The 19,248-nt window shown below is 71.3% G+C and carries 22 protein-coding genes; 12 read left to right on the forward strand and 10 right to left on the reverse strand.

The window, feature by feature from the left end; all coding sequences use genetic code 11:
- Positions 1 to 42: 42 nt before the first annotated feature.
- Genes BJY14_RS04060 through BJY14_RS04080 form a run of 5 tightly spaced genes read left to right on the forward strand, consistent with a single transcriptional unit; the run spans position 43 to position 4,982 of the window.
- A complete protein-coding gene (locus BJY14_RS04060) occupies positions 43 to 987 on the forward strand; it encodes a ribokinase (RefSeq protein ID WP_179842363.1) in 945 nt (314 codons plus the stop codon).
- Positions 984 to 1,382: a D-ribose pyranase gene (rbsD, locus tag BJY14_RS04065; protein WP_179842364.1), complete on the forward strand. Its 399-nt coding sequence runs from the start codon at positions 984 to 986 to the stop codon at positions 1,380 to 1,382. Before BJY14_RS04060 ends, rbsD begins: the two co-directional genes overlap by 4 nt.
- A 12-nt stretch (positions 1,383 to 1,394) precedes the next feature.
- Positions 1,395 to 2,888, forward strand: coding sequence for a sugar ABC transporter ATP-binding protein (locus BJY14_RS04070; RefSeq protein WP_179842365.1), 1,494 nt, complete (start codon positions 1,395 to 1,397; stop codon positions 2,886 to 2,888).
- The gene (locus BJY14_RS04075; protein WP_179842366.1) at positions 2,885 to 3,934 is read left to right on the forward strand and encodes an ABC transporter permease; all 1,050 of its coding nucleotides are present in this window, start codon (positions 2,885 to 2,887) and stop codon (positions 3,932 to 3,934) included. Before BJY14_RS04070 ends, BJY14_RS04075 begins: the two co-directional genes overlap by 4 nt.
- 37 nt (positions 3,935 to 3,971) lie before the next feature.
- On the forward strand, positions 3,972 to 4,982 hold the full coding sequence (locus BJY14_RS04080) for a substrate-binding domain-containing protein (protein ID WP_179842367.1): 1,011 nt from the start codon (positions 3,972 to 3,974) through the stop codon (positions 4,980 to 4,982).
- Positions 4,983 to 5,223: 241 nt separating this feature from the next.
- Here BJY14_RS04080 and BJY14_RS04085 read toward each other — a convergent pair whose 3' ends face one another.
- Genes BJY14_RS04085 through BJY14_RS04125 form a run of 9 tightly spaced genes read right to left on the reverse strand, consistent with a single transcriptional unit; the run spans position 5,224 to position 12,347 of the window.
- A complete protein-coding gene (locus tag BJY14_RS04085; protein WP_179842368.1) occupies positions 5,224 to 6,423 on the reverse strand; it encodes an NAD(P)/FAD-dependent oxidoreductase in 1,200 nt (399 codons plus the stop codon).
- Positions 6,420 to 7,391, reverse strand: a complete 972-nt coding sequence (locus BJY14_RS04090) for an LLM class F420-dependent oxidoreductase (RefSeq protein ID WP_179842369.1) — start codon at positions 7,389 to 7,391, stop codon at positions 6,420 to 6,422. The genes BJY14_RS04085 and BJY14_RS04090 overlap by 4 nt, the downstream gene beginning before the upstream one ends.
- Positions 7,388 to 8,206 (reverse strand): 3-(cis-5,6-dihydroxycyclohexa-1,3-dien-1-yl)propanoate dehydrogenase, encoded by an 819-nt coding sequence (gene hcaB / locus BJY14_RS04095; protein ID WP_179842370.1) that lies wholly within the window; start codon positions 8,204 to 8,206, stop codon positions 7,388 to 7,390. The genes BJY14_RS04090 and hcaB overlap by 4 nt, the downstream gene beginning before the upstream one ends.
- A 13-nt stretch (positions 8,207 to 8,219) precedes the next feature.
- A complete protein-coding gene (locus BJY14_RS04100; protein WP_179842371.1) occupies positions 8,220 to 8,726 on the reverse strand; it encodes a 3-phenylpropionate/cinnamic acid dioxygenase subunit beta in 507 nt (168 codons plus the stop codon).
- Positions 8,723 to 10,021, reverse strand: coding sequence for an aromatic ring-hydroxylating oxygenase subunit alpha (locus BJY14_RS04105; RefSeq protein WP_179842372.1), 1,299 nt, complete (start codon positions 10,019 to 10,021; stop codon positions 8,723 to 8,725). The genes BJY14_RS04100 and BJY14_RS04105 overlap by 4 nt, the downstream gene beginning before the upstream one ends.
- Entirely contained in the window at positions 10,018 to 10,365 is a 348-nt protein-coding gene (locus BJY14_RS04110; RefSeq protein WP_179842373.1) for a non-heme iron oxygenase ferredoxin subunit, read from the reverse strand. Before BJY14_RS04110 ends, BJY14_RS04105 begins: the two co-directional genes overlap by 4 nt.
- The gene (locus BJY14_RS04115) at positions 10,355 to 11,197 is read right to left on the reverse strand and encodes a DODA-type extradiol aromatic ring-opening family dioxygenase (protein ID WP_179842374.1); all 843 of its coding nucleotides are present in this window, start codon (positions 11,195 to 11,197) and stop codon (positions 10,355 to 10,357) included. The genes BJY14_RS04110 and BJY14_RS04115 overlap by 11 nt, the downstream gene beginning before the upstream one ends.
- Before the next feature lie 2 nt (positions 11,198 to 11,199).
- Positions 11,200 to 11,511, reverse strand: a complete 312-nt coding sequence (locus BJY14_RS04120; RefSeq protein ID WP_179842375.1) for a hypothetical protein — start codon at positions 11,509 to 11,511, stop codon at positions 11,200 to 11,202.
- The gene (locus BJY14_RS04125; protein ID WP_218905084.1) at positions 11,508 to 12,347 is read right to left on the reverse strand and encodes an alpha/beta fold hydrolase; all 840 of its coding nucleotides are present in this window, start codon (positions 12,345 to 12,347) and stop codon (positions 11,508 to 11,510) included. The genes BJY14_RS04120 and BJY14_RS04125 overlap by 4 nt, the downstream gene beginning before the upstream one ends.
- A gap of 119 nt (positions 12,348 to 12,466) precedes the next feature.
- Here BJY14_RS04125 and BJY14_RS04130 point away from each other — a divergent pair, with 119 nt between their 5' ends.
- From BJY14_RS04130 to BJY14_RS04150, 5 genes are all read left to right on the forward strand, one after another.
- The gene (locus tag BJY14_RS04130) at positions 12,467 to 13,117 is read left to right on the forward strand and encodes a TetR/AcrR family transcriptional regulator (RefSeq protein WP_179842377.1); all 651 of its coding nucleotides are present in this window, start codon (positions 12,467 to 12,469) and stop codon (positions 13,115 to 13,117) included.
- Between the two features lie 106 nt (positions 13,118 to 13,223).
- On the forward strand, positions 13,224 to 14,822 hold the full coding sequence (locus BJY14_RS04135; RefSeq protein WP_179842378.1) for a class I adenylate-forming enzyme family protein: 1,599 nt from the start codon (positions 13,224 to 13,226) through the stop codon (positions 14,820 to 14,822).
- 853 nt (positions 14,823 to 15,675) lie between these two features.
- Positions 15,676 to 15,801, forward strand: coding sequence for a zinc-ribbon domain-containing protein (locus tag BJY14_RS04140; protein ID WP_179842379.1), 126 nt, complete (start codon positions 15,676 to 15,678; stop codon positions 15,799 to 15,801).
- A 465-nt stretch (positions 15,802 to 16,266) separates the two neighbouring features.
- On the forward strand, positions 16,267 to 16,740 hold the full coding sequence (locus BJY14_RS04145) for a hypothetical protein (protein WP_179842380.1): 474 nt from the start codon (positions 16,267 to 16,269) through the stop codon (positions 16,738 to 16,740).
- 54 nt (positions 16,741 to 16,794) lie between these two features.
- Entirely contained in the window at positions 16,795 to 17,310 is a 516-nt protein-coding gene (locus BJY14_RS04150) for a hypothetical protein (RefSeq protein ID WP_179842381.1), read from the forward strand.
- Positions 17,311 to 17,585: 275 nt separating this feature from the next.
- Here the strand turns inward: BJY14_RS04150 and BJY14_RS04155 are convergent, their stop codons facing one another.
- The gene (locus BJY14_RS04155; protein ID WP_179842382.1) at positions 17,586 to 18,071 is read right to left on the reverse strand and encodes a MarR family winged helix-turn-helix transcriptional regulator; all 486 of its coding nucleotides are present in this window, start codon (positions 18,069 to 18,071) and stop codon (positions 17,586 to 17,588) included.
- Between the two features lie 118 nt (positions 18,072 to 18,189).
- Here BJY14_RS04155 and BJY14_RS04160 point away from each other — a divergent pair, with 118 nt between their 5' ends.
- On the forward strand, positions 18,190 to 18,639 hold the full coding sequence (locus BJY14_RS04160; RefSeq protein ID WP_179842383.1) for a DUF6069 family protein: 450 nt from the start codon (positions 18,190 to 18,192) through the stop codon (positions 18,637 to 18,639).
- A complete protein-coding gene (locus tag BJY14_RS04165; protein ID WP_179842384.1) occupies positions 18,636 to 19,085 on the forward strand; it encodes a nitroreductase family deazaflavin-dependent oxidoreductase in 450 nt (149 codons plus the stop codon). Before BJY14_RS04160 ends, BJY14_RS04165 begins: the two co-directional genes overlap by 4 nt.
- Positions 19,086 to 19,248 lie beyond the last annotated feature (163 nt).

Below are 19,248 nucleotides of genomic sequence, written 5' to 3' on the forward strand. Positions count from 1 at the left end.
CTCCCCACTCATGCCTCGAACAGCCGGAACAGGAGGACCGCGATGGAACCCCACGGTGTTCTCGTCGTCGGCAGCATCACCGCGGACGTGACCGCGTTCAGCGCACGGTTCCCGCGGCGCGGTGAGACCGTGCTCGGCGACGACTTCACCCTCGTGCTCGGCGGGAAGGGCGCGAACCAGGCGGTCGCGTCCGCCCGCGCCGGTGCACGGACCTGGCTCGCCGGGTGCGTCGGCCGCGACCCGTTCCGCGAGATCGTCCTGGACGGCCTGCGGTCGTACGGCGTCGGACTGGACGAGGTCCGGACCGGGGACGGCCGCACCGGCGTCGCACACATCCGCGTGGACGCGTCCGGGGAGAACGACATCGTCATCACCCCTCTGGCGAACGCCGACCTCAGCCCGGCCATGGTCGACGCGAGCATCGGCGCGACCGCCGGGAAGGTCGGCGTCCTGCTCCTGCAACTCGAAGTCCCCGCGGCGACGACCTGCCACGCGGCCAAGGCGGGCAGGGCGGCCGGGCTGACGGTCGTCCTCGACCCGGCCCCCGCCCAGGCGCTCCCGGACGACGTGTGGCCGCACATCGACCTGGTCACGCCGAACGAGAGCGAGGCGACGGAGCTGACCGGTGTGGAGGTCACCGACCCGGCGTCCGCCGAGCGGGCCGGACGATGGTTCCTCGACCGCGGCGTCGGCCACGCGCTGATCACGCTGGGCGCGGGAGGAGCCGTCTCCGTCACCCGCGAAGGCGCCCGGCACTTCACCGCCTACCAGGTCACCGCCGTGGACACCACCGCGGCCGGGGACGCCTTCACCGGCTCGCTGGGTGCGGCACTCGCGGCCGGCGACGCCATGGAACGTGCCATCCGGCGGGGCATGGCCGCCGGGGCGCTGGCGACGACCCGACCCGGCGCGAGCCCGTCCCTGCCAGATCGGGACGAGGTGGACGCACTGATGTCCGGCAACACCCTGGAAGGAGCCGCCCGATGAGGCGCAACCACGGCACGCTCAACGGCCAGCTGGCCCGGGTCATCTCCGAACTCGGGCACACCGACAGGCTCGTCGTCACCGACGCCGGGCTGCCCGTCCCGCCCGGGGTGGAGCGGGTGGACCTGGCGGTGCGGGAGAACCTTCCCCGCTTCCTCGACCTGCTGGACGCCGTCCTCGCCGAGGTCGCCGTGGAGGGCGTGCTGATGTCGCAGGAGATCAAGCAGCACAGCCCGGAGATGCTCGCCGAGATCGAGGCAAGGTTCACCGGCGTCGAGATCCGGTTCGTGCCGCACACCGAGTTCAAGCGGTCCACGGGCGAGGCGCGGGCGGCGGTGCGGTCCGGGGAGTTCACCCCGTACGCGAACGTGCTGCTGACCGCGGGCGTCGTCTACTGACGGGAGATCGACATGCGGATGCAACTGGTCGACGTCCACAAGTCGTTCGGGGAGAACCACGTGCTGCGGGGCGTCGGCCTCGCGGTCGAGCCGGGCGAGGTCGTCGCGCTGTGCGGCGAGAACGGCGCCGGCAAGTCCACCCTGACGCGGGTGATCTCCGGCGCGCACCAGCCGGACGGTGGCACGGTCCTCGTCGACGGCCGCGCCACGGTCCTGAAGGACCCGCAGGCCGCGATGACGCTCGGGATCGAGGTCATCTACCAGGAGTTCCAGCAGAACCTGTTCCCGAACCTGTCCGTCGCCGAGAACATGCACATCCTCGACCGGGAGGGCCGGTTCGGGCGGCTGCTGGTGTCGCGCCGCCGGATGGCGGAGGCCGCCGTGTCCGCCCTGAAGGATCTCGGCCTGGACATCGACGTGCGGCGGCCGGTCGGCGAGCTCGGCGCCGCCGAGCGGCAGATGGTCGAGATCGCCAAGGCGATGACGCACAAGCCTCGGCTGCTGATCCTGGACGAGCCGACCGCGGCGCTGGACGAGCGGGAGTCGGAGCGGCTGTTCGAGCAGATCCGGCGGCTGCGCAAGGCCGGCGTCACGATCCTCTACATCAGCCACCGGCTGGACGAGGTGTTCGAGCTGTCCGACCGGATCGTCGTTCTCCGCGACGGCCGCGTCACCCTGGACGAGCCCACCGGGACGCTCTCCCCCGCCCAGGTCGTCACCGCGATGGTCGGCGACACCGTGGACGATTTCTACCCGAAGGAGCACAACACCACGGACCGGGTCGTCCTGCGGGTCCGGGGCGCGTCGGGCGGCGACGCGTTCCACGACATCGACCTGGACGTCCGGGCGGGCGAGGTGCTCGGCATCGGCGGTGTCGTCGGCTGCGGCCGCGGCGAGTTGCTCCGCGCGCTGTTCGGCCTGCACCCGCTCACGTCCGGGACGGTGACCGTGGACGGCGAGCCGGTCAGGGCGCGCGGCCCGAGGCAGGCGATCTCCGGGCGCATCGCCTATGTCACCCCGGACCGGTCCGGTGAGGGTCTCGCCATGCAGCAGTCCGTCGAGGCGAACGTGTCGCTGCCGTCCCTCGGCCGCTTCACGAAGGCCGACGTCGTCCTGCGCGGCCGGGAGCGCGCGGAGACCGGGAAGGTGATGGCGGACCTGCGGGTCCGCGCGGCGTCGCCGTCCATCGCGGCCGGGTCGCTGTCGGGCGGCAACCAGCAGAAGGCGCTGTTCGCCAAGTGGGTGATGGCCGGGCCCCGGGTGCTGCTGATGGACGAGCCGACGCGCGGCGTCGACGTCGGCGCCAAGACCGAGATCTACCGGATCATCAACGGCCTCACCGCGGACGGCGTCGCCGTCGTGCTGGTCAGTTCCGACCTGCCCGAGCTCGTCGCCATGTCCGACCGCGTCCTCGTGATGCGCGAGGGACGCACCGTCTCCGAGCTCACCGGCGACGACGTCAACGAACAGAACATCCTCGAGCACGCACTGGTAGGTGCCCCATGACCTCCACCGTCACGAGCCTCGCGTCCCCGTCGCGGCTCTCCTCGGCGGCCGCCGCCGCGCGCCGGCTGCGCGCGGTCTGGATGCTGCTGCTGGTCGGGATCATCCTGACCATCGCCTCACCGGTCTTCCTGACGCACAACAACCTGATGAACGTCGGGCTGGCCACGTCCGTCGCGGCGCTGCTCGCGGTCGGCCAGTCCTATGTGATCATCCTGGCGGAGATCGACCTGTCGGTCGGCGCGGCGCTCGGCTTCACCGCCGTCGTCACCGCCCAGACGCTCCGCGACCACGGTCTCGTCGCCGGGGTCGGCGCGGGCGTGGCGACGGGCGCCGCGATCGGGCTGGTGAACGGGCTGCTCGTCACCAAGACACGGATGCCGTCGTTCATCGCGACACTGGCCACCATGTCGGTGCTGTCGGGTCTCAGCCTGCAGCTCACCAAGGGCAACCCGGTCGCCGTCACCGACTACGACTTCCAGGGCATCGGGCAGAGCCGGATCGCCGGCGTGCCCGTCCCCGTCGTGATCATGCTGGTGGTGTTCGCGGTGTTCGGGTACCTGCTCGCGCGGACCCGGTTCGGCCGGTACGTCTACGCCACCGGCGACAACACCGAGGCGGCCCGGCTGTCGGGCGTCCGCACCGACCGGGTGAAGATCCTCGCGTTCGTGATCAGCGGCGTGCTGGCGGCGCTCGCCGGCTTCATCCTCACCGCCCGGCTGTCCACCGCCGAGCCCACCGCCGGCACCGGCCTGGAACTGGAGGCCATCGCCGCCGTCATCATCGGCGGAACGAGCCTCGCCGGCGGCCGCGGCACGCTTCTCGGCACCCTCGTCGGCGCGCTCGTCCTCGGCGTCATCGACAACGGGATGAACCTGCTGGACGTCTCGCCGTTCCTGCAGAACGTCGTGAAGGGCCTGGTCATCCTGCTGGCCGTGTTCCTGGACCGCAACATCGACGTGCTGCGCTCCCTCATCCCGAAACGTACGGACAAGACCACACAAGGCGGACCGTCTCATCGCAGCGGCGCCGCCGCCAAGACCCCCTGATCGACTCCCACCCCGACCCCGCAAAAAGGAGATTCCCATGCGCGTGGCCAGAACCACCCGCGCCGTGATCGCCGTGACGGCCGCGGCCGCGCTCGCCCTGACCGGGTGCAGCCGCGCCGGCGAGGACGCCGGCGCCTCCACCGGCAAGGCGTCCGGAAAGAAGGACGCGACGATCATCATGAGCACGCTCAACAACCCGTTCTTCGTCAGCGTCAAGAACGGCGCGCAGGCGCAGGCGGCCGAGCTCGGCATCAAGCTGAACGTGCAGAACGCCAACAACAGCGACGCCGCCGCGCTCAACCAGGCGACGACGGCCATCTCCAAGCAGACCGGCATCCTCATCATCGACCCGGTCAGCACCCAGTCGGCGACGTCGTCGGTGACGCAGGCGAACGGCGCGAACATCCCGGTGATGGCGTTCGACCGCAAGCCGTCCGGCGGCAAGCTCGCCACATTCGTCGGCTACGACGCCGTCCAGGCCGGGCGCAACGCCGCCAAGTCGCTCGCCGAGGCCGTCGGCGAGAAGGGCAAGGTCGTGGAGATCCAGGGCCTGCTCGGCACGAACGTCGCGCAGGACCGGAGCAAGGGCTTCAACGAGGAGATCGCCAAGCACAAGGGCATCACGGTCGTCGCCAAGCAGGCCGCCGACTTCGACCGCGCCAAGGCGCTGAACGTGATGACGAACGTGCTGCAGGCCAACCCGGGCATCAACGGCGTGTACGCCGCGAACGACGAGATGGCCATGGGTGTCTTGTCGGCACTGAAGGCCGGCAACCTGTCCAAGAAGGTGAAGCTCGTCGGCAACGATGGCATTTCCGACGCGCTGGCCGCGGTCGCGGCGGGCGACATGTACTCGACGAACGCCGAGTCGCCGTTCGCGCTGGGCCAGAAGGTCATGACGCTCGCCGCCGACGTCCTCGCCGGCAAGAAGGTCGCGGCCGACGAGACCCTGCAGGGCAGGCTCGTCACGAAGGGCGGCGCCAAGGAGTACGCCGACTACCTGGTCGGGCTCGGCGACGCCGCAGACGTCCCCCCGTCCCTGAAGTAGGACACGCGAAGGTCCCACCGGCCCCGTCCGGGGGCCGGTGGGATCGCCCTCCCCTGGGGCGACCGGAAGCCCACTGCAGGAAGCGAGTGCGACGTCGTGGCTCCCGCCGAGGCCGACACCCCGCCGAAGCCGGAGCCGCTCCGGGCTGCCACGCGGACGGGCGCCCGTCGGAGAAGGCGGAGCGGTCGGTGGCTCGCAGGCAGCCCAGCGCCTCGATCGGGCCCGGAGACCTCCTGGATCGTCAGCGGAACGGCGTCCTCGCCGTTTCGTTCAGCCGGACGTCCGGGTCGGCGGCCCGGTCGGCGGACAGGGGAACCCGGCCGGCGATGAGGCGCCGCGCGTCCCTCGTGGTGCGCGGGTCGTCGATGGAGAGCGCGGCACGCAACCGCGGCCCCTGGAACCACAGGGCCGCCCATGGGCCCCGACCGGTGGGGTCCCCACGCAGGACGAACGTGTCCGCCGGACGGTGATGGCCCACGTACTGGATCCGGTGCCCAAGCTGCTCCGACCAGAAGTAGGGCACCGGGTCGTAGGGCTCGCCGAGACCGAGGAGATTGCGGGCGGCGGTCCGGCCGGATGCCGCGGCGTGGTCCCAGTGCTCGACGCGGAGCCGGTCACCGAACAAGCTGGAGGGCCAGCGGACGGCGTCCCCCGCGGCGTAGACGGAGCCCGGGCCGGCGCGCAGTGTCGCGTCGGCCTCGACGGCGCCGTCAGGAGCCACCGGAACGCCGCTGCCGTGCAGCCAGCCGGTGGCCGGGCGTGCGCCGACGCCCATGACGACGAGATCGGCGTCGACGCGCCCGCCGTCCGCCAGGCGCACGCCGCGTTCGTCCACCCCGTCAACCGGGGCGCCCAAGCGCAGGTCGATCCCCCGGTCGGCGTACCAGGGCACGAAGTGTTCCGCGAGCGGGGCGGGCATCGCTCGCGCGAGCGGGGCGGACGCGGCGTCGATCACGGTGACCTCGAGGTTCAGCGCGGCGGCGCGGGTGGCGACCTCGTTGCCGATCCAGCCCGCGCCGACGACCGCCACCGAGGAGGCGGTGCGCAGAGCTTCGCGAAGACGCAGCGCGTCGAAGCCGGTGCGCAGTTCGTGGACGCGGGGTGACGGATCGGCGAGCCTGATGGGGGAACTGCCCGTCGCGATGACGAGCCCGTCGAAGGAGTAGGTGCCGGTCGTGCTTTCAACGGCGTCGGGGAAGAGCCGAAGGGCGCGGGAACCGGTGCGCACCTCGATGTCGTGAGCTGTGAGCAGCGTGGTGTCGTCGACCGTCCCAGCGAGCAGTTCCTTCGACAGCGGTGGCCGGTCGTAGGGCGGGCACGGCTCGTCGGAGACCAGGATCAGCTCACCGTCGTAGCCCTCGGCTCGAAGAGTGGTCGCGGCGGTGTGCCCGGCGAGGCCGCCGCCCACGATGACGATCCGGCGGGGGACGTGCCGGTTCACGGCCCGGTCCAGGCGGCCAGAGTGCGCAGGGTGTGCTCGCCTGCCGGGTCCTCGTCGGTGCAGCACGGCAGGACGGCGATCTCGTCGACGGCGTAGGACGCGAGCCGTGCCGCGACCTCCTCCGGCCCGCCGAGCGCCGCCACCGCGTGGACCAGTTCGTCCGGGACGGCGGCGAGCAGCTCGGACGGATGGGGGCGGCTGCGCGCCAAGGCGACCACCTCGCCGAAGCCGGCCTCCTCGAACATCTGCGCGTATCCGGGCGCGGCAAGGTAGCCGACGACGGCCCGGCGGACCTGCTCACGTGCCTGCACGCCACCGTCCACGGCCACCGGCACCCATGCCGCCACCGGTGGTGCGCTGGTGCCGGCCGCATCGGACTCGGATCGGAGCCGTGCCGCGAGCCGTCCCGCCGAGTCCGCCGTGACCAGGCTGACCACCATGCGGTCGGCGTGCCTCGCGGCGGCGCGGACCGCCGCCGCGCCGAACGCCGCGATCGTGATGGGAGTGCGGGGTGCCGGCAGCCGCAGCCGGTAGTCCTGGACGCGAACGGTCCTGCCTTCGAAGCCGGCCCGCTCTCCGGCGAGCAGGTGCCGCAGGACCTCGGCGGACTCGGCGAGCGCGGTGGGAGGATCCCGCCGTTCGCGGCCGTGCCAGCGCTCCACGACGTGCGGGCTGGAGGTGCCGATCGCGACGCCGGCGACGCGACCGGTCAGATCGGCGAGTGACGCCACCGCCATCGCGATCATCATCGGGTCGCGTACCGCGACCGGCAGCGGCCCGGGCGTCAGCATGATCGAGGACGTCCGGGCGGCCACCGCCACCGCGAGGGCGAACGCGTCGTACGTGGCCATCTCGCCGATCCACAGTTCCGGAAAGCGGAGTTCGTCGGCGAGGGCGGCCGTTTCCAGGGCTTCGCGTGCGGGCCTGTCCTGCCACAGCCCGAGCGATACCGTCAGCTTCGCGTTCATCGGGCGCCTTTCGGTCGACGTGCCGCGCCGCGGACTTCGAGCCCGCCGTCGCTCGGCAGGATGGCTCCCGTCATGAAGCGGGAGTCGCGTGGGTCGGCGAGCAGGACGTACAGGCCGGCGTGGTCGGCGGGGTCGCTGACGAAGCCGAGCGGGATGTGCCGGTCGATCCCGTCCAGTTCCGCGTCCAGGCGCCGGTCGGCGGCGCCGAGGGCGGCCAGCCCGCCGAGTGCCGTCAGCGTCGCGCCTGGGGCGACACCGTTCACCCGGACGTCCGGGGCCAGTTCGTGGGCGAGCTGCCGGACCAGCCCGACCACCGCGTGCTTGGACGCGACGTACAGTGCCCCACCGCCGCCCGCGTACAGGCCGCTGGAGGAGATCGTGAAGATGAGGCAACCCCCGCTGTCGCGCAGAGCCGGAAGTGCCGCACTTGCGCCGAGCATGTAGCCGAGAACGTTCGTCTCGAACAGCTCGGCGAAACCCTCCACGACGCGGTTCTCGCCGAGCTCCTCGAAGCGGGTCGAGTAGTCGTACACGCCCGCGTTGGCGACGTAGGCGTCCAATCGGCCGTGGACGTCGAGTGTGCGGGTCACCGACGCGGCGTGGGCTTCGGGCGCCCTGACGTCCCCGATCTCGACCGTGACCCGGTCACCATGATCGCGGGCGAGCGCCGCGGCCCGGCCGGAGTCGCGCTCGAGAACGCCCACCCGCGCTCCCTCCGCGACGTAGCGGTCGACGATGGCCCGGCCGATGCCGCTTCCGCCGCCGGTGACCAGCGCGACCTGGCCGTCAAGCCGTCCTGTACCTGGTGCCGTCATGTCGTGCCGGTTCCTAGAAGAAGGTGTTGATGTTCTTGGCAGGGAGAACCGCGTGCCGCAGGAGGACGAGCCGGCGGGCGATCCGCAGCTCGCCCGAGACCCGGCGCAGGATGTCCTCGCGCCGCCCGTACAGGGTCGCGGCGTCGATGTCGCCCTGGCCCCGGTAGTTGACGATCACCGAGCGGACGAGCAGCTCGCCCGGCGTCTCCGCCCGCTCCACCTCGATGTTGGACACGACGTGCAGGTGCCGGGTCGCCGGGTCCTCCGCCCACGCGGTGGGCGCGGTGAAGCGGACGACACGACGGCGCAGGTCCTCGAGAGTGTCGTCGAAGTAGGCCATACGGGACGGCGCGTAGGGGCCGTTCGGATCGGACCGGCCGCGGTTCTCCACGCCGGGGACCCAGTAGTGCGCGTCCTCGGTGAAGAGCCCGAGCCATTCGGTGTACCGCTCCTCGTCGAGCAACCGCGCCTCGTATGCGAGGAAGGTCTGGACCTCCCAGTACGTCTCCATCGTGGTCATGACGCCGCCTCGTCCCATGTACGGGCGCGAAGGAGTTGCGACCAACGCCGGTAGAACGCCCGCTGGTTGGCGTCGTTGATCTGGCCGCGGTGCACGTTGCCGGGCAGTTCGGGGTGCTCGATCGCCGTACCGGACCCAAGCCCGTAGTAGAGCCGCTGCTTCCGCGTCACCACACCCGCGTTGGACCGGGTGGCCAGCTCCCAGTTCTCGCCGTCGTCCATCTCGAAGACGCCGGAGGGAGAGAAGGTCATCATCGCTCCCTTGCGCCAAGCGTCCTTCACATCCTGGGGGGCGTTCCGGTTCACCAGGACCCAGGTGTGCAGCTCGGTGCGATGTGGCCCCTTCGGCTGCCATGTCCGGAAGGTGTTCTGGCCGGGCAGGAACGAGAAGTTCGGGAAGACGTTCACCGAGCTGATCGAGCCGACCATCCGCGCCCGCAGGGCGCCGAGTCGCTCGGCGAAGCGCTTCTCATGGTCGCGCAGGTAGGCCATGACCCGTGGGTCACCGAGGGTGGCGGCGTTCCCGACGCCGTCCAGGTTGAACTCCCAGCAGTGGCCGTTCGCGTTGACGTGGTAACTCTCGGCATCCTCCGCGCCCAGGTCGGGGACGCCGCGGCCGAGCATGGCCTCCGCGCCGGACGCGTGCGTCCAGCCGGCGTGCAGCGCGTCACCGGCGAAGTTCTCCGCCGCGATCTTCCAGTTGCAGCCGAGGACGGACTTGATCGAGCCGCCCGCGAACTCCGTGCCGCCCTCGTCGTTGTCAAGGATCACGTCGAGATAGAAGGCGAAGTCGCCGAGGTAGTCCCGCAGCGGCGGCGCGCCGGGGTCGAACGTGGCGAACACCAGTCCCTTGTAGGTGTCGAGTTGAGCCACGGGGGTGAGCCCGAGCCGGGAGCGGTCGAAGCCCGGTTCCCGGCCGAAGGCCGCGGACTCGTGCACGCCGGTGAGCCCGCCGTCGAGGCCGAACGACCAGCCGTGGTAGTTGCACACGAACCCGCGGGCCGTCCCCACTTCGGCGGTGCACACGCGATTGCCCCTGTGGGGACAGCTGTTGAGGTAGGCGCCGATGGAGCCGTCCCGCCGCCGGACGACGAGCACGTTGTCCTCGCCCATCCAGGTGGTGATGAACGCCCCGGGCTTCGGCAGCTGGGACTCGTGGGCGACGAACAGCCAGCACCGGGCGAAGATCCGCTCCAGCTCCAGTTCGTAGACGTCCCGGTCCCAGAAGACGCGGCGATCGAGCCAGCCGTCGTCCAGCCCGGACAGTGCGAGCAGTTCGTCGTTCATGCCGCTCATGCCGACCTCCGCGCGAGGAATGCGACGACCATGCCGTCCTCGACGACCGCCCTGTACACGGCAAGGGGTCTGGACGCGGGGAAGCACAGGGCCTTGCCCGTCGCCAGGTCGAACTCCGCCCAGTGCACTGGGCAGACGACCCGGTCTGCCTCCAGATCGCCTTCGCTCAGCGACGCCTCGGCATGGGTGCAGGTGTCGTCGGTGACGTGGATCGTCCCGTTCACATTCGAGACCAGCAGCGGCCCCGCGTCGCCGGTGACGACGCGCAGCATCCGCCCAGGAGGCACGTCATCCGCCGCGCACAGGACCGTACGGCCCCCGGTGCTCCTGAGGTCAGCGGACATCGGCGGCCTCCAGCGGGAGCAGCTCGGCGAAGCCGAGGCCGGTGATCCACTCCGGGACGGCCTCGTAGGCGATGACGTCCCCCCGGCAGGGCCCCACGGCCGACATCGCCGCGACGAACGTGCGCACTTCGAGTGCGCCGTTGCCGGCCTCCGCGAGCGTCTCGGCGTCATCCAGGCCGGCCAGTGCGGCGGTGTCGCCGGCGGCGACGCGGTCGAGCACCATCCGGTCGAAACCGGAGTCGATCCGGCCCATCTCGGCGGTTCCGACCCAGTGGCTGATACCGCCGCTGCCGATGACGGCGACGCGCTCGTCCTCTCCGGCGGCCTCGACCGCCTCCCGGATCGCCTCTCCGGCGCGGACGGCGCGGGCGAGCGGCAGCAGTGGCTCGACACCGCAGGCGAGGTAGACGGGGATCACCGGCAGCCCGAGTGGCTCGGCGACCAGATGGTAGGGGATGACCACGGAGTGGTCCGCGGTGAACGTCGGAGCGACCGCCCAGTCGACGCCGTGCCGGTGCCCGTGTCCGGCGATGTGCCGGGCCAGCGGCGCGTTGTCCGGCAGCGGGCCGCGCGCCAGGCCGGGCAGCCGCTCGACCGGACCGTCCAGGTCCCCGGTCGCGATGAGCAACTGGGGCAGGCAGCCGGGACCGAACAGGATGTAGTGGTCGGTGCCGATGATCACCACTGTGGTCGGGTCGAGCGCGGCGAGCCGCCGGGAGATCTCCCGGTACGCCTCGTGCACACGGTCGCGCACCGGCGCGTCCGGTGCGTCCGGATGCGTGAACATCATCGGGTCGTGGGGCAGCAGGAAGCCGCCGACGATGCTGCCCATGGTCAGTCTCCCTCTGAGTCGCCGGACGCGGGGACGGGTCGCCGAGCGGGTGTTTCGCCGCGCAGCCTGGCCAGATAGCCGGGTGCACCGCGCTCCCCGTCGGGCGCGAGCATCAGCCAGAACCCCCACACGAGCATCGGGTTGGCGGCCAGCGAGGCGAGGCCGCGAACGTCCCGGCCGGTCAGCATCGCCGCCTCCTCCCCGGTCAGCCGGTAACGATCGGCGAAACGGGCGGGAGATTCCTTGAAGGCCTCCCGGGCGCGCCGGTCGACGTTGAGGTCGTAGAGCGCCTTCTCGACGCCGTGCAGGCTCATGTCTGCCTCCCGGCGAAGTCGCGGACGAGGCCGGTGAACGCGGCGGGCCGTTCGAGTTGCACCCAGTGGCCGCATTGCCCGAACACGTGAAGCTCGGAGTCCGGGATCGAGCGGGCCAGGCGCCAGCCGAGCTCCACGGGGATGACCTCGTCCTCGCGCCCGTGGACGATGAGCGAGGGCTTGCCGATCGTGCGGAGCCTGTCCTCGGGGACGCCTCTGACCGGGGTGTCTCCGGGGCCGGGCTCCGGGATCAGCTTCCGGAAGGCCGCCTGGGCGCCCGGGGCGGCGCTGGCCTCGTACCTCGCCCGCACCATCTCCTCGGTGACGAGGCCCTTGTCATACGGGAAGAGCCGCAGGATGCGCCGCATCTCGTCCGGATCGGGTTCGTAGTGCCAGCCCGCCCGGAGCCCCTCGGTCATCGTGAACGTCCCGGCGGGCGTGCCGAGCAGTACGAGGCCGTCCACGCGGGACGGGTCCCGCAGCGTGGCGGCCAGCGCCAGACCGCCGCCGAAGCTGTTCCCCACCAGAAGGGCGGACGGGATGTCCAGGGCGTCGAGGAACTCGAAGAGCTGCCGCGTCCAGAGCTTGATCCCGTACTCGGTCCCCTCCTGGAAAGAGGTCCTGCCGAATCCGGCGATGTCGGGCGCGAGCACCCGGTGCTCGGCAGCGAGTGCGGGCAGCACACCGGACCAGTTCGACCAGGCCGAAACGCCCGGGCCGGATCCGTGCAGCAGCACGATGGGCCGCCCGTGCCCGGCCTCGTGGTACGCGGTCTCGTGGCCGGCCGCGAGGACCCGGCGCACCTGGGCGCCCTGGTCGAAGAGTCGGTCTCCCACCACGACACCTCCCATTCATTCGATCGGTCAATCGATTTATTTTGGGGACTGTAGCAGCCGGCCCACCGGCCCGCAAAGGCGATCGATCGGCCGATCGATCATTCGGCTAGCATCGGAGCGTGATTCCAGAGGACACCGCACGACGCGACGAGACCCCGGCGCGCAGGCGTCCGGGGCGCAAGCCCGGCAGCCGGAACGACGACTGGGAGGACAAGCGGCGCCGGATCCTGGACGTCGCCGCCGACGTCTTCTTCGTCCGCGGCTACGACCGGGGCACCACGAAGGAGATCGCCGAACGCGCGGGGATGAGCCAGCCGACGATCTACCACTACGTCGGCTCCAAGGAAGTCCTCATGTCGGAGATCGCCCGCCAGGTCGACCGCGACTTCACAAGAGCGCTGGACGGGGCCCTCGCCGCCCCCGCCGACCCGGCGACGCAACTGCGTCGCGTCATCGACGCCTTCGTCCGCTCCCTCGCTCTCAACCAGCGAACGTTCGCCGTGTACTGGAAGGAGTTCCGCTCGCTGCCGGCGGACGTCGGCCGCGAGGTCAGCGGACACGAGCGGGACTTCGTCGTCCGGGTCGAGGAGGTCGTCTCCCGCGCACAGGAGCAGGGCGTCCTGCCGGCCGAGCACCCGACCCGCGTCGTCAGCGAGGGGATCCTCGGAATGATGAGCTGGATGCACTGGTGGTACAAGCCGGACGAGTTCAACGCCGAACAGGTCTCCGCCGCGTTCTGCGACCTGATCGGCCTGCCGGCCGAGGGCTGAGCGGCGACTCCTCCTCCCATCCACGCCCGGCCGGTCCGAGCTGGACTATTGACGTTCTATCGATAGACCGATAGAAAAAACGCACTCTGGTGAGAGGAGTGCAGCCATGCCTGCCCTGGATGGAACCGTCCCGCGGCCACGCGGGCGCCGGCCGGCCACGATGGTCGCGGCGCTGCGCGAAGCGGTCGCCCAGGCCCCCGCCCGCGCGGCCGTGACGTGCGGCGCCGGGACGCTGACCTACGCCGAGTACGGCAGGGCGGTCGATGGCCTGGCCGCACGCCTCGCCGAGGCGGGTGCGCGGGGTGCGACGATCGCGATCGCCATGCCCAACAGCCCCCGGATGGCGGTGGCGATCTTCGCGGTGTGGACGGCGGGCGGGAGCATCGCCTGCCTCAACCCCGGCTACACCCCGGGGGAACTGGTCCCGCTGCTGAAGGGGGCCTCACCCGTGTTCGTCCTCACCGACGCGGAGGCGGCCGCGACCGGTCCGCTCGCGGCCGCCGCCGAACTGGGCCTGGACGTCCTGCCGGTCGCCGACGCCGATCTCCGGCCGACCGGAACCGCGGACGCGGCGGCCCCGGCGGAGGACCCGGCCCCCGACGACATGGCCGCTCTTCTGTTCACCGGCGGCACGACCGGTCTGCCGAAGGGCGTTGAGTACACCCACGAAACGCTGCTGACGACGGTCGAGGGCGCCGAACTGTGCTGGCCGACGCGTCCGGACGAGGAGATCTGGCTCAACGTGGCGCCGATGTTCCACATCTGGGGCCTGGCGATCGGTTTCCTGCACGCCGTCTACCGCCGCGGCGGGCTCGTGATGGTGCCGCGCTTCGTCCCCGCGACGGTCGCCGCGGAACTGGAGCGGCATCGCGTGACGATCTTCAGCGGCGGACCGGCGGCCATCTACGGCGGCGTCCTCGCGGCCCCCGAACTCGCCGGCGCCGATCTGTCGGCGCTGCGCCTCTGTCAGGGCGGCGGCTCGGCCATCCCCGCCGACCTGCAGGAACGCTGGCAGGCGGTCACCGGGCTACCGATCTACGAGGCGTACGGGATGACGGAACTGGCACCGATCACCTACAACCCGGTCGGGCGACCACCGCGCCCGGGCTCGGTCGGGATCCCCTCCCCCCTCGTCGGGGTGGAGGTCGCCGACCTCCGAACCGGCACGCCCGTCGCCCCCGGGGAGGTGGGCGAGATCAGGGTCAAGGCGGCTCACATGCTGCGCCACTACCGCAGCCTGGACGGAGGGATCATCCCCGCGCACCGGGACGGCTGGTTCCACACCGGTGACGTCGGACGCTTCGACGATGACGGCTACCTGCGCATCGTCGACCGCGCGAAAGACATGATCATTGTGGGCGGCTTCAACGTCTACCCCCGCGAGATCGACGACACGCTGCTCGCACATCCCGCGGTGGTCGAGTCCGCGACCATCGGCGTACCGGACGAGCGCAGGGGCGAGCGGCCCGTCACGTTCGTGTCCGCGGCACCGGACACGCCGCTCGACCTCCAGGAACTCGAACGCCACTGCGCCGAGCGCCTCACCGCGTACAAGCGGCCCTCCCGGATCCTCATCCTTCCCGAACTGCCGCGGACGCCCGCCAACAAGATCGACCGGATCACGCTGCGCAAACACCCCGTGCTCGCGTCCTCCGAGCCGGGGAACGCACCGGAAGGCGCCGGCAAGGTCACCGAACCCGGTTGAGAGAACTCCACGGGCGGGCCTCCTCGGCACGCGCCCTGGCCTGTACAGAAGCGCTGCCTCCCCTGGCTCCCTGGACGCGGTCGCCTACCCTTCGCCACCTTGGACGGGACACCTTCTCCCCGGCGTACGCCCGGGAGAAGGCCGGCACCACGGACGAACAAGCCGGCGCACGCCACGGATGGTCCTCCAACGAGATGGCGAGCGGCGGCCGTCGCGGTCATTTGAAGGCGCCCGCGGTGCTGGTGGAACGGGCCGACGAGGTCACGGTACGGCAGATGCCCTGGCATACCTCCGGCATTCCCGACTGATACTCCAAGCCGAATCCGGGCGGGAACAAGGGGGCAGACCCCGCGGAGCTGGCGGCGGCTCCCACGGCGAGGGCATCCGGTTCCAGCGGATGCCCTCGCCGTCGCTTTGCGCAAGAAGGCCGCGACCAGCGATCACACCGAACACCCTCTACTCCTTGCGCCCTGCCAGATGACCGCCGCCGTGGGCCGGGGCGAGGTCCCCCGACACGTCCGGGACCTCCTCCTCCACGTCGCTCGCCAGAAGCTCTGATCGCTGCGCATGGAGGCGCGCCGCCCTGGCACACCGGCCCGGCGGTGAACTGGTTCCAGCCCCTCGCCCCGCTCATCGCCCTCTCGGGCCATCAACGAACCGGGCTTGCGCCCCCGCCGCAGAGCGATTCCATTGCCACTCTTATGTATGCGTGCACAACTCTTACAGATGAGTGCACATTCTGCACTGAAATGGCCTCCGAAAGCGCTTTCTCGTCACTGGCGCAGTCGCAGATGCGTACAGTTCAGATTGCTGACGGCAAAAGCCGTCTGCGAATCAACAAAGGAGAGAAGCGATGCACGAGATTGCGATGATCGTCCGCCGGGCGATGAGCGCCGACCAGTACCCGTGCCCCTCCTGCGGCACGTACAACAGCGAGAACGCCAAGGTCTGCCAGACCTGCGGCACCCAGATCGGGTGACGTAGCGGCAGGCCGGGGCATCCCGTTTTACTTTTACCCTTAAGTCGGCTCCGGCGTTCGTTGCTCGCAACGAGCGTCGGAGCTCATTTCTCGATGTGCGGCTCAGTCAGGGACAGGCATCTGCACACCGAGATCTGCCGGGAGTTCTGACCAGCGGAACCTGGCACCCTCTTCGCGACGAGGGGCTCCTCCGCAGGGGCAAGTCGCGAGTCCGTACGCAAAGGACCGCTCCTGGACGCGAATCGTCCAAGATTCAAGTCCCGCGCGCGGCGGGCGGCTCGTCGAGGAGGTCCACGGGCTCGCCGCGGCCGGACTGATCTCGGCGGCGGCGACGGCGCGATCGATCCAGGCAACCCCCGTCCGGCGAACTCGTTGGCTGTTCGCCAGCGCCCGGTGCGCTCATCGCCGCGCTCAGGTCCTCGCCTGCTGACGCCGCGACACCGATGGCTGCCAGCGGACGGCCCGGTGCCCGACGACGACCTGTCCACCGACGCGGTCGCCGAGCGCCGCCCCTGCAAGCACTGCGGCCGACCGATCCCCCGCGGCGTCTGCCGCGACGCCGAGTACTGCAGCCCCGCGCACCGCACCGCGCGCCACAAGGCCAGGAGCAAGGCCGAGACCGCCGGGCTCGCGCGCACCCGAACGCTGCGCGGCGAGACGGCACAACTCGGCCGGATACTCGCCGCGTTCGAGAAGCGCACCGGCGTGCTCACCGATCTGCTGAACGGCGCGGTCACCGAAGAGCGGCCGAGGACGCTGAGCAGGCGCGCCGCGAGGCGCAGACCGCGCGGCGCGCTACCGACGCGGCCGAGACCCGCGCCGACGCGGCCGACGCCGCGGCGAAGGAGGCGCACCGAGCAGGACGTGAAGGTCGCCGCCGCGCGCCGGGACGCGCGCGAGCAGGTCGCCGCCGCGCGCGCCGACGCCGAGCGGGCGTAGCGGCAGGCGGGGCAGGCCCAGCGCACCCAGCAGGCCATCGAGAAGGAGGCCGCCGTGGAACGGCACCTGCGCGAGGTCGCCCAGCGGCAGGCCGCCGACGCCGAGCGGGAGCGCGCCGACATCGCCGCGCAGCTGGACGCCGCCCACCAGGAGAACGCGCGCCTGCTGGAGGAACTGCAGGCCGCACGCGCGCAGCTCGCCGAGGAACAGACGCGGCACGCCGCCACCACCGACGCCGCCGAGGCGGCCCTGACGGAGTCCCGCGCCCAGCTCGCCGACGCCCAGCGGCAAGGGCGAACCGCGCAGGAGAGCGCCGCGCGCGGCGACCGCGCGTCCGAGGAACAGGCCCACGATGGCCGACGCCGCTCGCGAGGACGTCGTGCAGGCCCGCGCCGAGGTGCAGGCCGCCCGCGGGGCCGCCGACGCGGCGATGAACGAGGGCGGCGCCAGCTCGAGGAGGCGCGCACAGCGGCCCACCAGCAGCGCGAACGCGCCGCCGCCGAGCAGCGCGCCCAAACCGCCGAACGCGCCGCCGGACGGGCCGAGCGCACGGCACCCGACGACCGATGATGGCTGCCTATCCCCGCACTACCACCCACAGAGAAGCGCCCGCGCCGTGCTGACTCTCGCCGCGCACGCCCCGACTCCGAACTTCGGGAGGGCCCCGGTGGCCATGACCCGCGCACCGCCACTCCCCCGCCATCAGCGGGCAGATCCGTCCTCACCGAGTCCGTGGCGTGTGCCGACCTGCCCTGTCCCGATTGCGACCGGCCGCGCCATCTGTCCCCTGCAGAGAGCTTCCGGGGCCAGCGACGGCGACCGGCAGGGAGCGGCGTTTCGGCGTTTCAGCCGGATTCGGCATCTGTGCTTGCCGATGGGCCGGCCAGGACGCGTGCCAGCAGGTCACGGAGGTGCTGCTGGTCGGGCCCTGGGAGTTCGAAGAAGGTCCGAGCCAGCGCGTGGGCGCTGGAGCGCAACTGCCGGCGTTTGCGCTCGCCGGCTTCGGTGAGTACCACGTGCTTGACGCGGCGGTCGCCCGGAGCGGGACGGCGGGTCACCATGCCGCGGCGTTCCAGGCCGTCGACGATGCCGGTGACGTTCGACGGCTCGCATGACAGCCAGTCGGCCAACTCACGCATCGGGGCGGGGCCGGACAGGTTCGTCAGGACGAGCGCTTGGGCCGGGGGCAGGCCGAGCTCCGCCGCGGTGGCGTTGAACTGCGCGCGCAGCCGCCCGGTGACCTCGAAGACCAGGCCGCTCAGCTCGGCCACCACCGCATCCGTGTCGGTACCGGCACCGATGTCGGGGGCGGGGACGGGGTCGGAGTCCATGCAACCAGCATAGCCACCGCTTAAGCAACTGGACTGTTTAGCTCATGAAGTAAGTGCTAGGCTCCGGGCCCAGAAACTTAGGATCCTGAACTATGAAGCAGCTGAAGGAGATGTCGCGATGACACAAGCGAGCACGGGTCGGCGCCCCAGCCCCAGGAGTCCAGGACGTGCACGGGCACTCGGCGTGGCGGGTGCGGTCGCGGCCGCGCTGGCGATCTGGGCGGTGGGGGAACCGCTGCTGGGCCATGACCTGGTCGTCCAGCAGAAAGGGCAACAGCCGCAGGACCTGGGGGCGGCCGCGATCGGCGTGTTCGCGCTGGTCCCCTCGCTGCTCGGCTGGGCACTACTGGCCGTGCTGGAGCGGGTGACGCGACTGGCGGCCCGGATCTGGACGGCCGCCGCCCTGGCCCTGCTCGCGGTGTCGTTCCTGCCCATCATCGGCGTGCAAGCCTCCGGCGCGAGCAAAGCGGTGCTCGCCCTCACCCATCTCGCCGTCGCAGCCGTTCTCATCCCCGTCTTCTGGCTGACGGCCACGACCCGGGCCGCCGACAGCGGGAGCGGAAGATGACAGCGCCCGAGAACGAGATCTTCGACAGCCCCACCCGCTGGGTGGCCGATCACATTCGCGCCTACCTGGACACCGGCGGCGTCCAGGGCCACCTCTACCAGGGCTGGCCAACGCTGCTGCTCACCACCCGCGGCCGCAGGACCGGCAAACTCCGCCGCACCGCGCTCATCTACGGCCGCGACCAGGACCGTTACTTGCTGGTCGCCTCCAACGGCGGCGCGGACCGCCACCCGGCCTGGTACCTCAACCTCACCGACACCCCGACGGTGTCGCTGCAGGTCGGACCGGACCACTTCACCGCGACCGCCCGCACTGCCACCGCTGAGGAGAAGCCCCGGCTGTGGCAGATCATGACCGAGTTGTTCTCCCAATACGCCAAGTACCAAGAGGAATCAGCACGCGATTTGCCCCTGGTGATCCTCACCCCACAAGCCCCGCCTGGGTAACCCGACCGGGCCGAGCCGCCCGCAGCATCCCAGAGAAACCTCGATACGGTTGCCGCCGCCCCCGGTGAGCACGCGCCGTCCCCACCGACGGCGCCCTCCCGCGGCGAACGCCGCACCAGCGTCACGGTTCGAGGTGATCACCGCGATCACCCCCGCATCCGGC

This window comes from Actinomadura luteofluorescens (genome assembly GCF_013409365.1).
GTDB classification, from domain to species: domain Bacteria; phylum Actinomycetota; class Actinomycetes; order Streptosporangiales; family Streptosporangiaceae; genus Spirillospora; species Spirillospora luteofluorescens.

Bases quoted from the DNA above. Each gene is read 5' to 3' on its own strand.
- BJY14_RS04090 (WP_179842369.1), bottom strand. From the start codon at position 7,391: ATGAACGCGAAGCTGACGGTATCGCTCGGGCTGTGGCAGGACAGGCCC.
- BJY14_RS04100 (WP_179842371.1), bottom strand. From the start codon at position 8,726: ATGACCACGATGGAGACGTACTGGGAGGTCCAGACCTTCCTCGCATAC.
- hcaB (WP_179842370.1), bottom strand. From the start codon at position 8,206: ATGACGGCACCAGGTACAGGACGGCTTGACGGCCAGGTCGCGCTGGTC.
- BJY14_RS04160 (WP_179842383.1), top strand. From the start codon at position 18,190: ATGACACAAGCGAGCACGGGTCGGCGCCCCAGCCCCAGGAGTCCAGGA.
- BJY14_RS04075 (WP_179842366.1), top strand. From the start codon at position 2,885: ATGACCTCCACCGTCACGAGCCTCGCGTCCCCGTCGCGGCTCTCCTCG.
- BJY14_RS04080 (WP_179842367.1), top strand. From the start codon at position 3,972: ATGCGCGTGGCCAGAACCACCCGCGCCGTGATCGCCGTGACGGCCGCG.
- BJY14_RS04115 (WP_179842374.1), bottom strand. From the start codon at position 11,197: ATGGGCAGCATCGTCGGCGGCTTCCTGCTGCCCCACGACCCGATGATG.
- BJY14_RS04120 (WP_179842375.1), bottom strand. From the start codon at position 11,511: ATGAGCCTGCACGGCGTCGAGAAGGCGCTCTACGACCTCAACGTCGAC.
- BJY14_RS04110 (WP_179842373.1), bottom strand. From the start codon at position 10,365: ATGTCCGCTGACCTCAGGAGCACCGGGGGCCGTACGGTCCTGTGCGCG.
- BJY14_RS04070 (WP_179842365.1), top strand. From the start codon at position 1,395: ATGCGGATGCAACTGGTCGACGTCCACAAGTCGTTCGGGGAGAACCAC.
- BJY14_RS04060 (WP_179842363.1), top strand. From the start codon at position 43: ATGGAACCCCACGGTGTTCTCGTCGTCGGCAGCATCACCGCGGACGTG.
- rbsD (WP_179842364.1), top strand. From the start codon at position 984: ATGAGGCGCAACCACGGCACGCTCAACGGCCAGCTGGCCCGGGTCATC.
- BJY14_RS04135 (WP_179842378.1), top strand. From the start codon at position 13,224: ATGCCTGCCCTGGATGGAACCGTCCCGCGGCCACGCGGGCGCCGGCCG.
- BJY14_RS04165 (WP_179842384.1), top strand. From the start codon at position 18,636: ATGACAGCGCCCGAGAACGAGATCTTCGACAGCCCCACCCGCTGGGTG.
- BJY14_RS04105 (WP_179842372.1), bottom strand. From the start codon at position 10,021: ATGAGCGGCATGAACGACGAACTGCTCGCACTGTCCGGGCTGGACGAC.
- BJY14_RS04140 (WP_179842379.1), top strand. From the start codon at position 15,676: ATGCACGAGATTGCGATGATCGTCCGCCGGGCGATGAGCGCCGACCAG.
- BJY14_RS04155 (WP_179842382.1), bottom strand. From the start codon at position 18,071: ATGGACTCCGACCCCGTCCCCGCCCCCGACATCGGTGCCGGTACCGAC.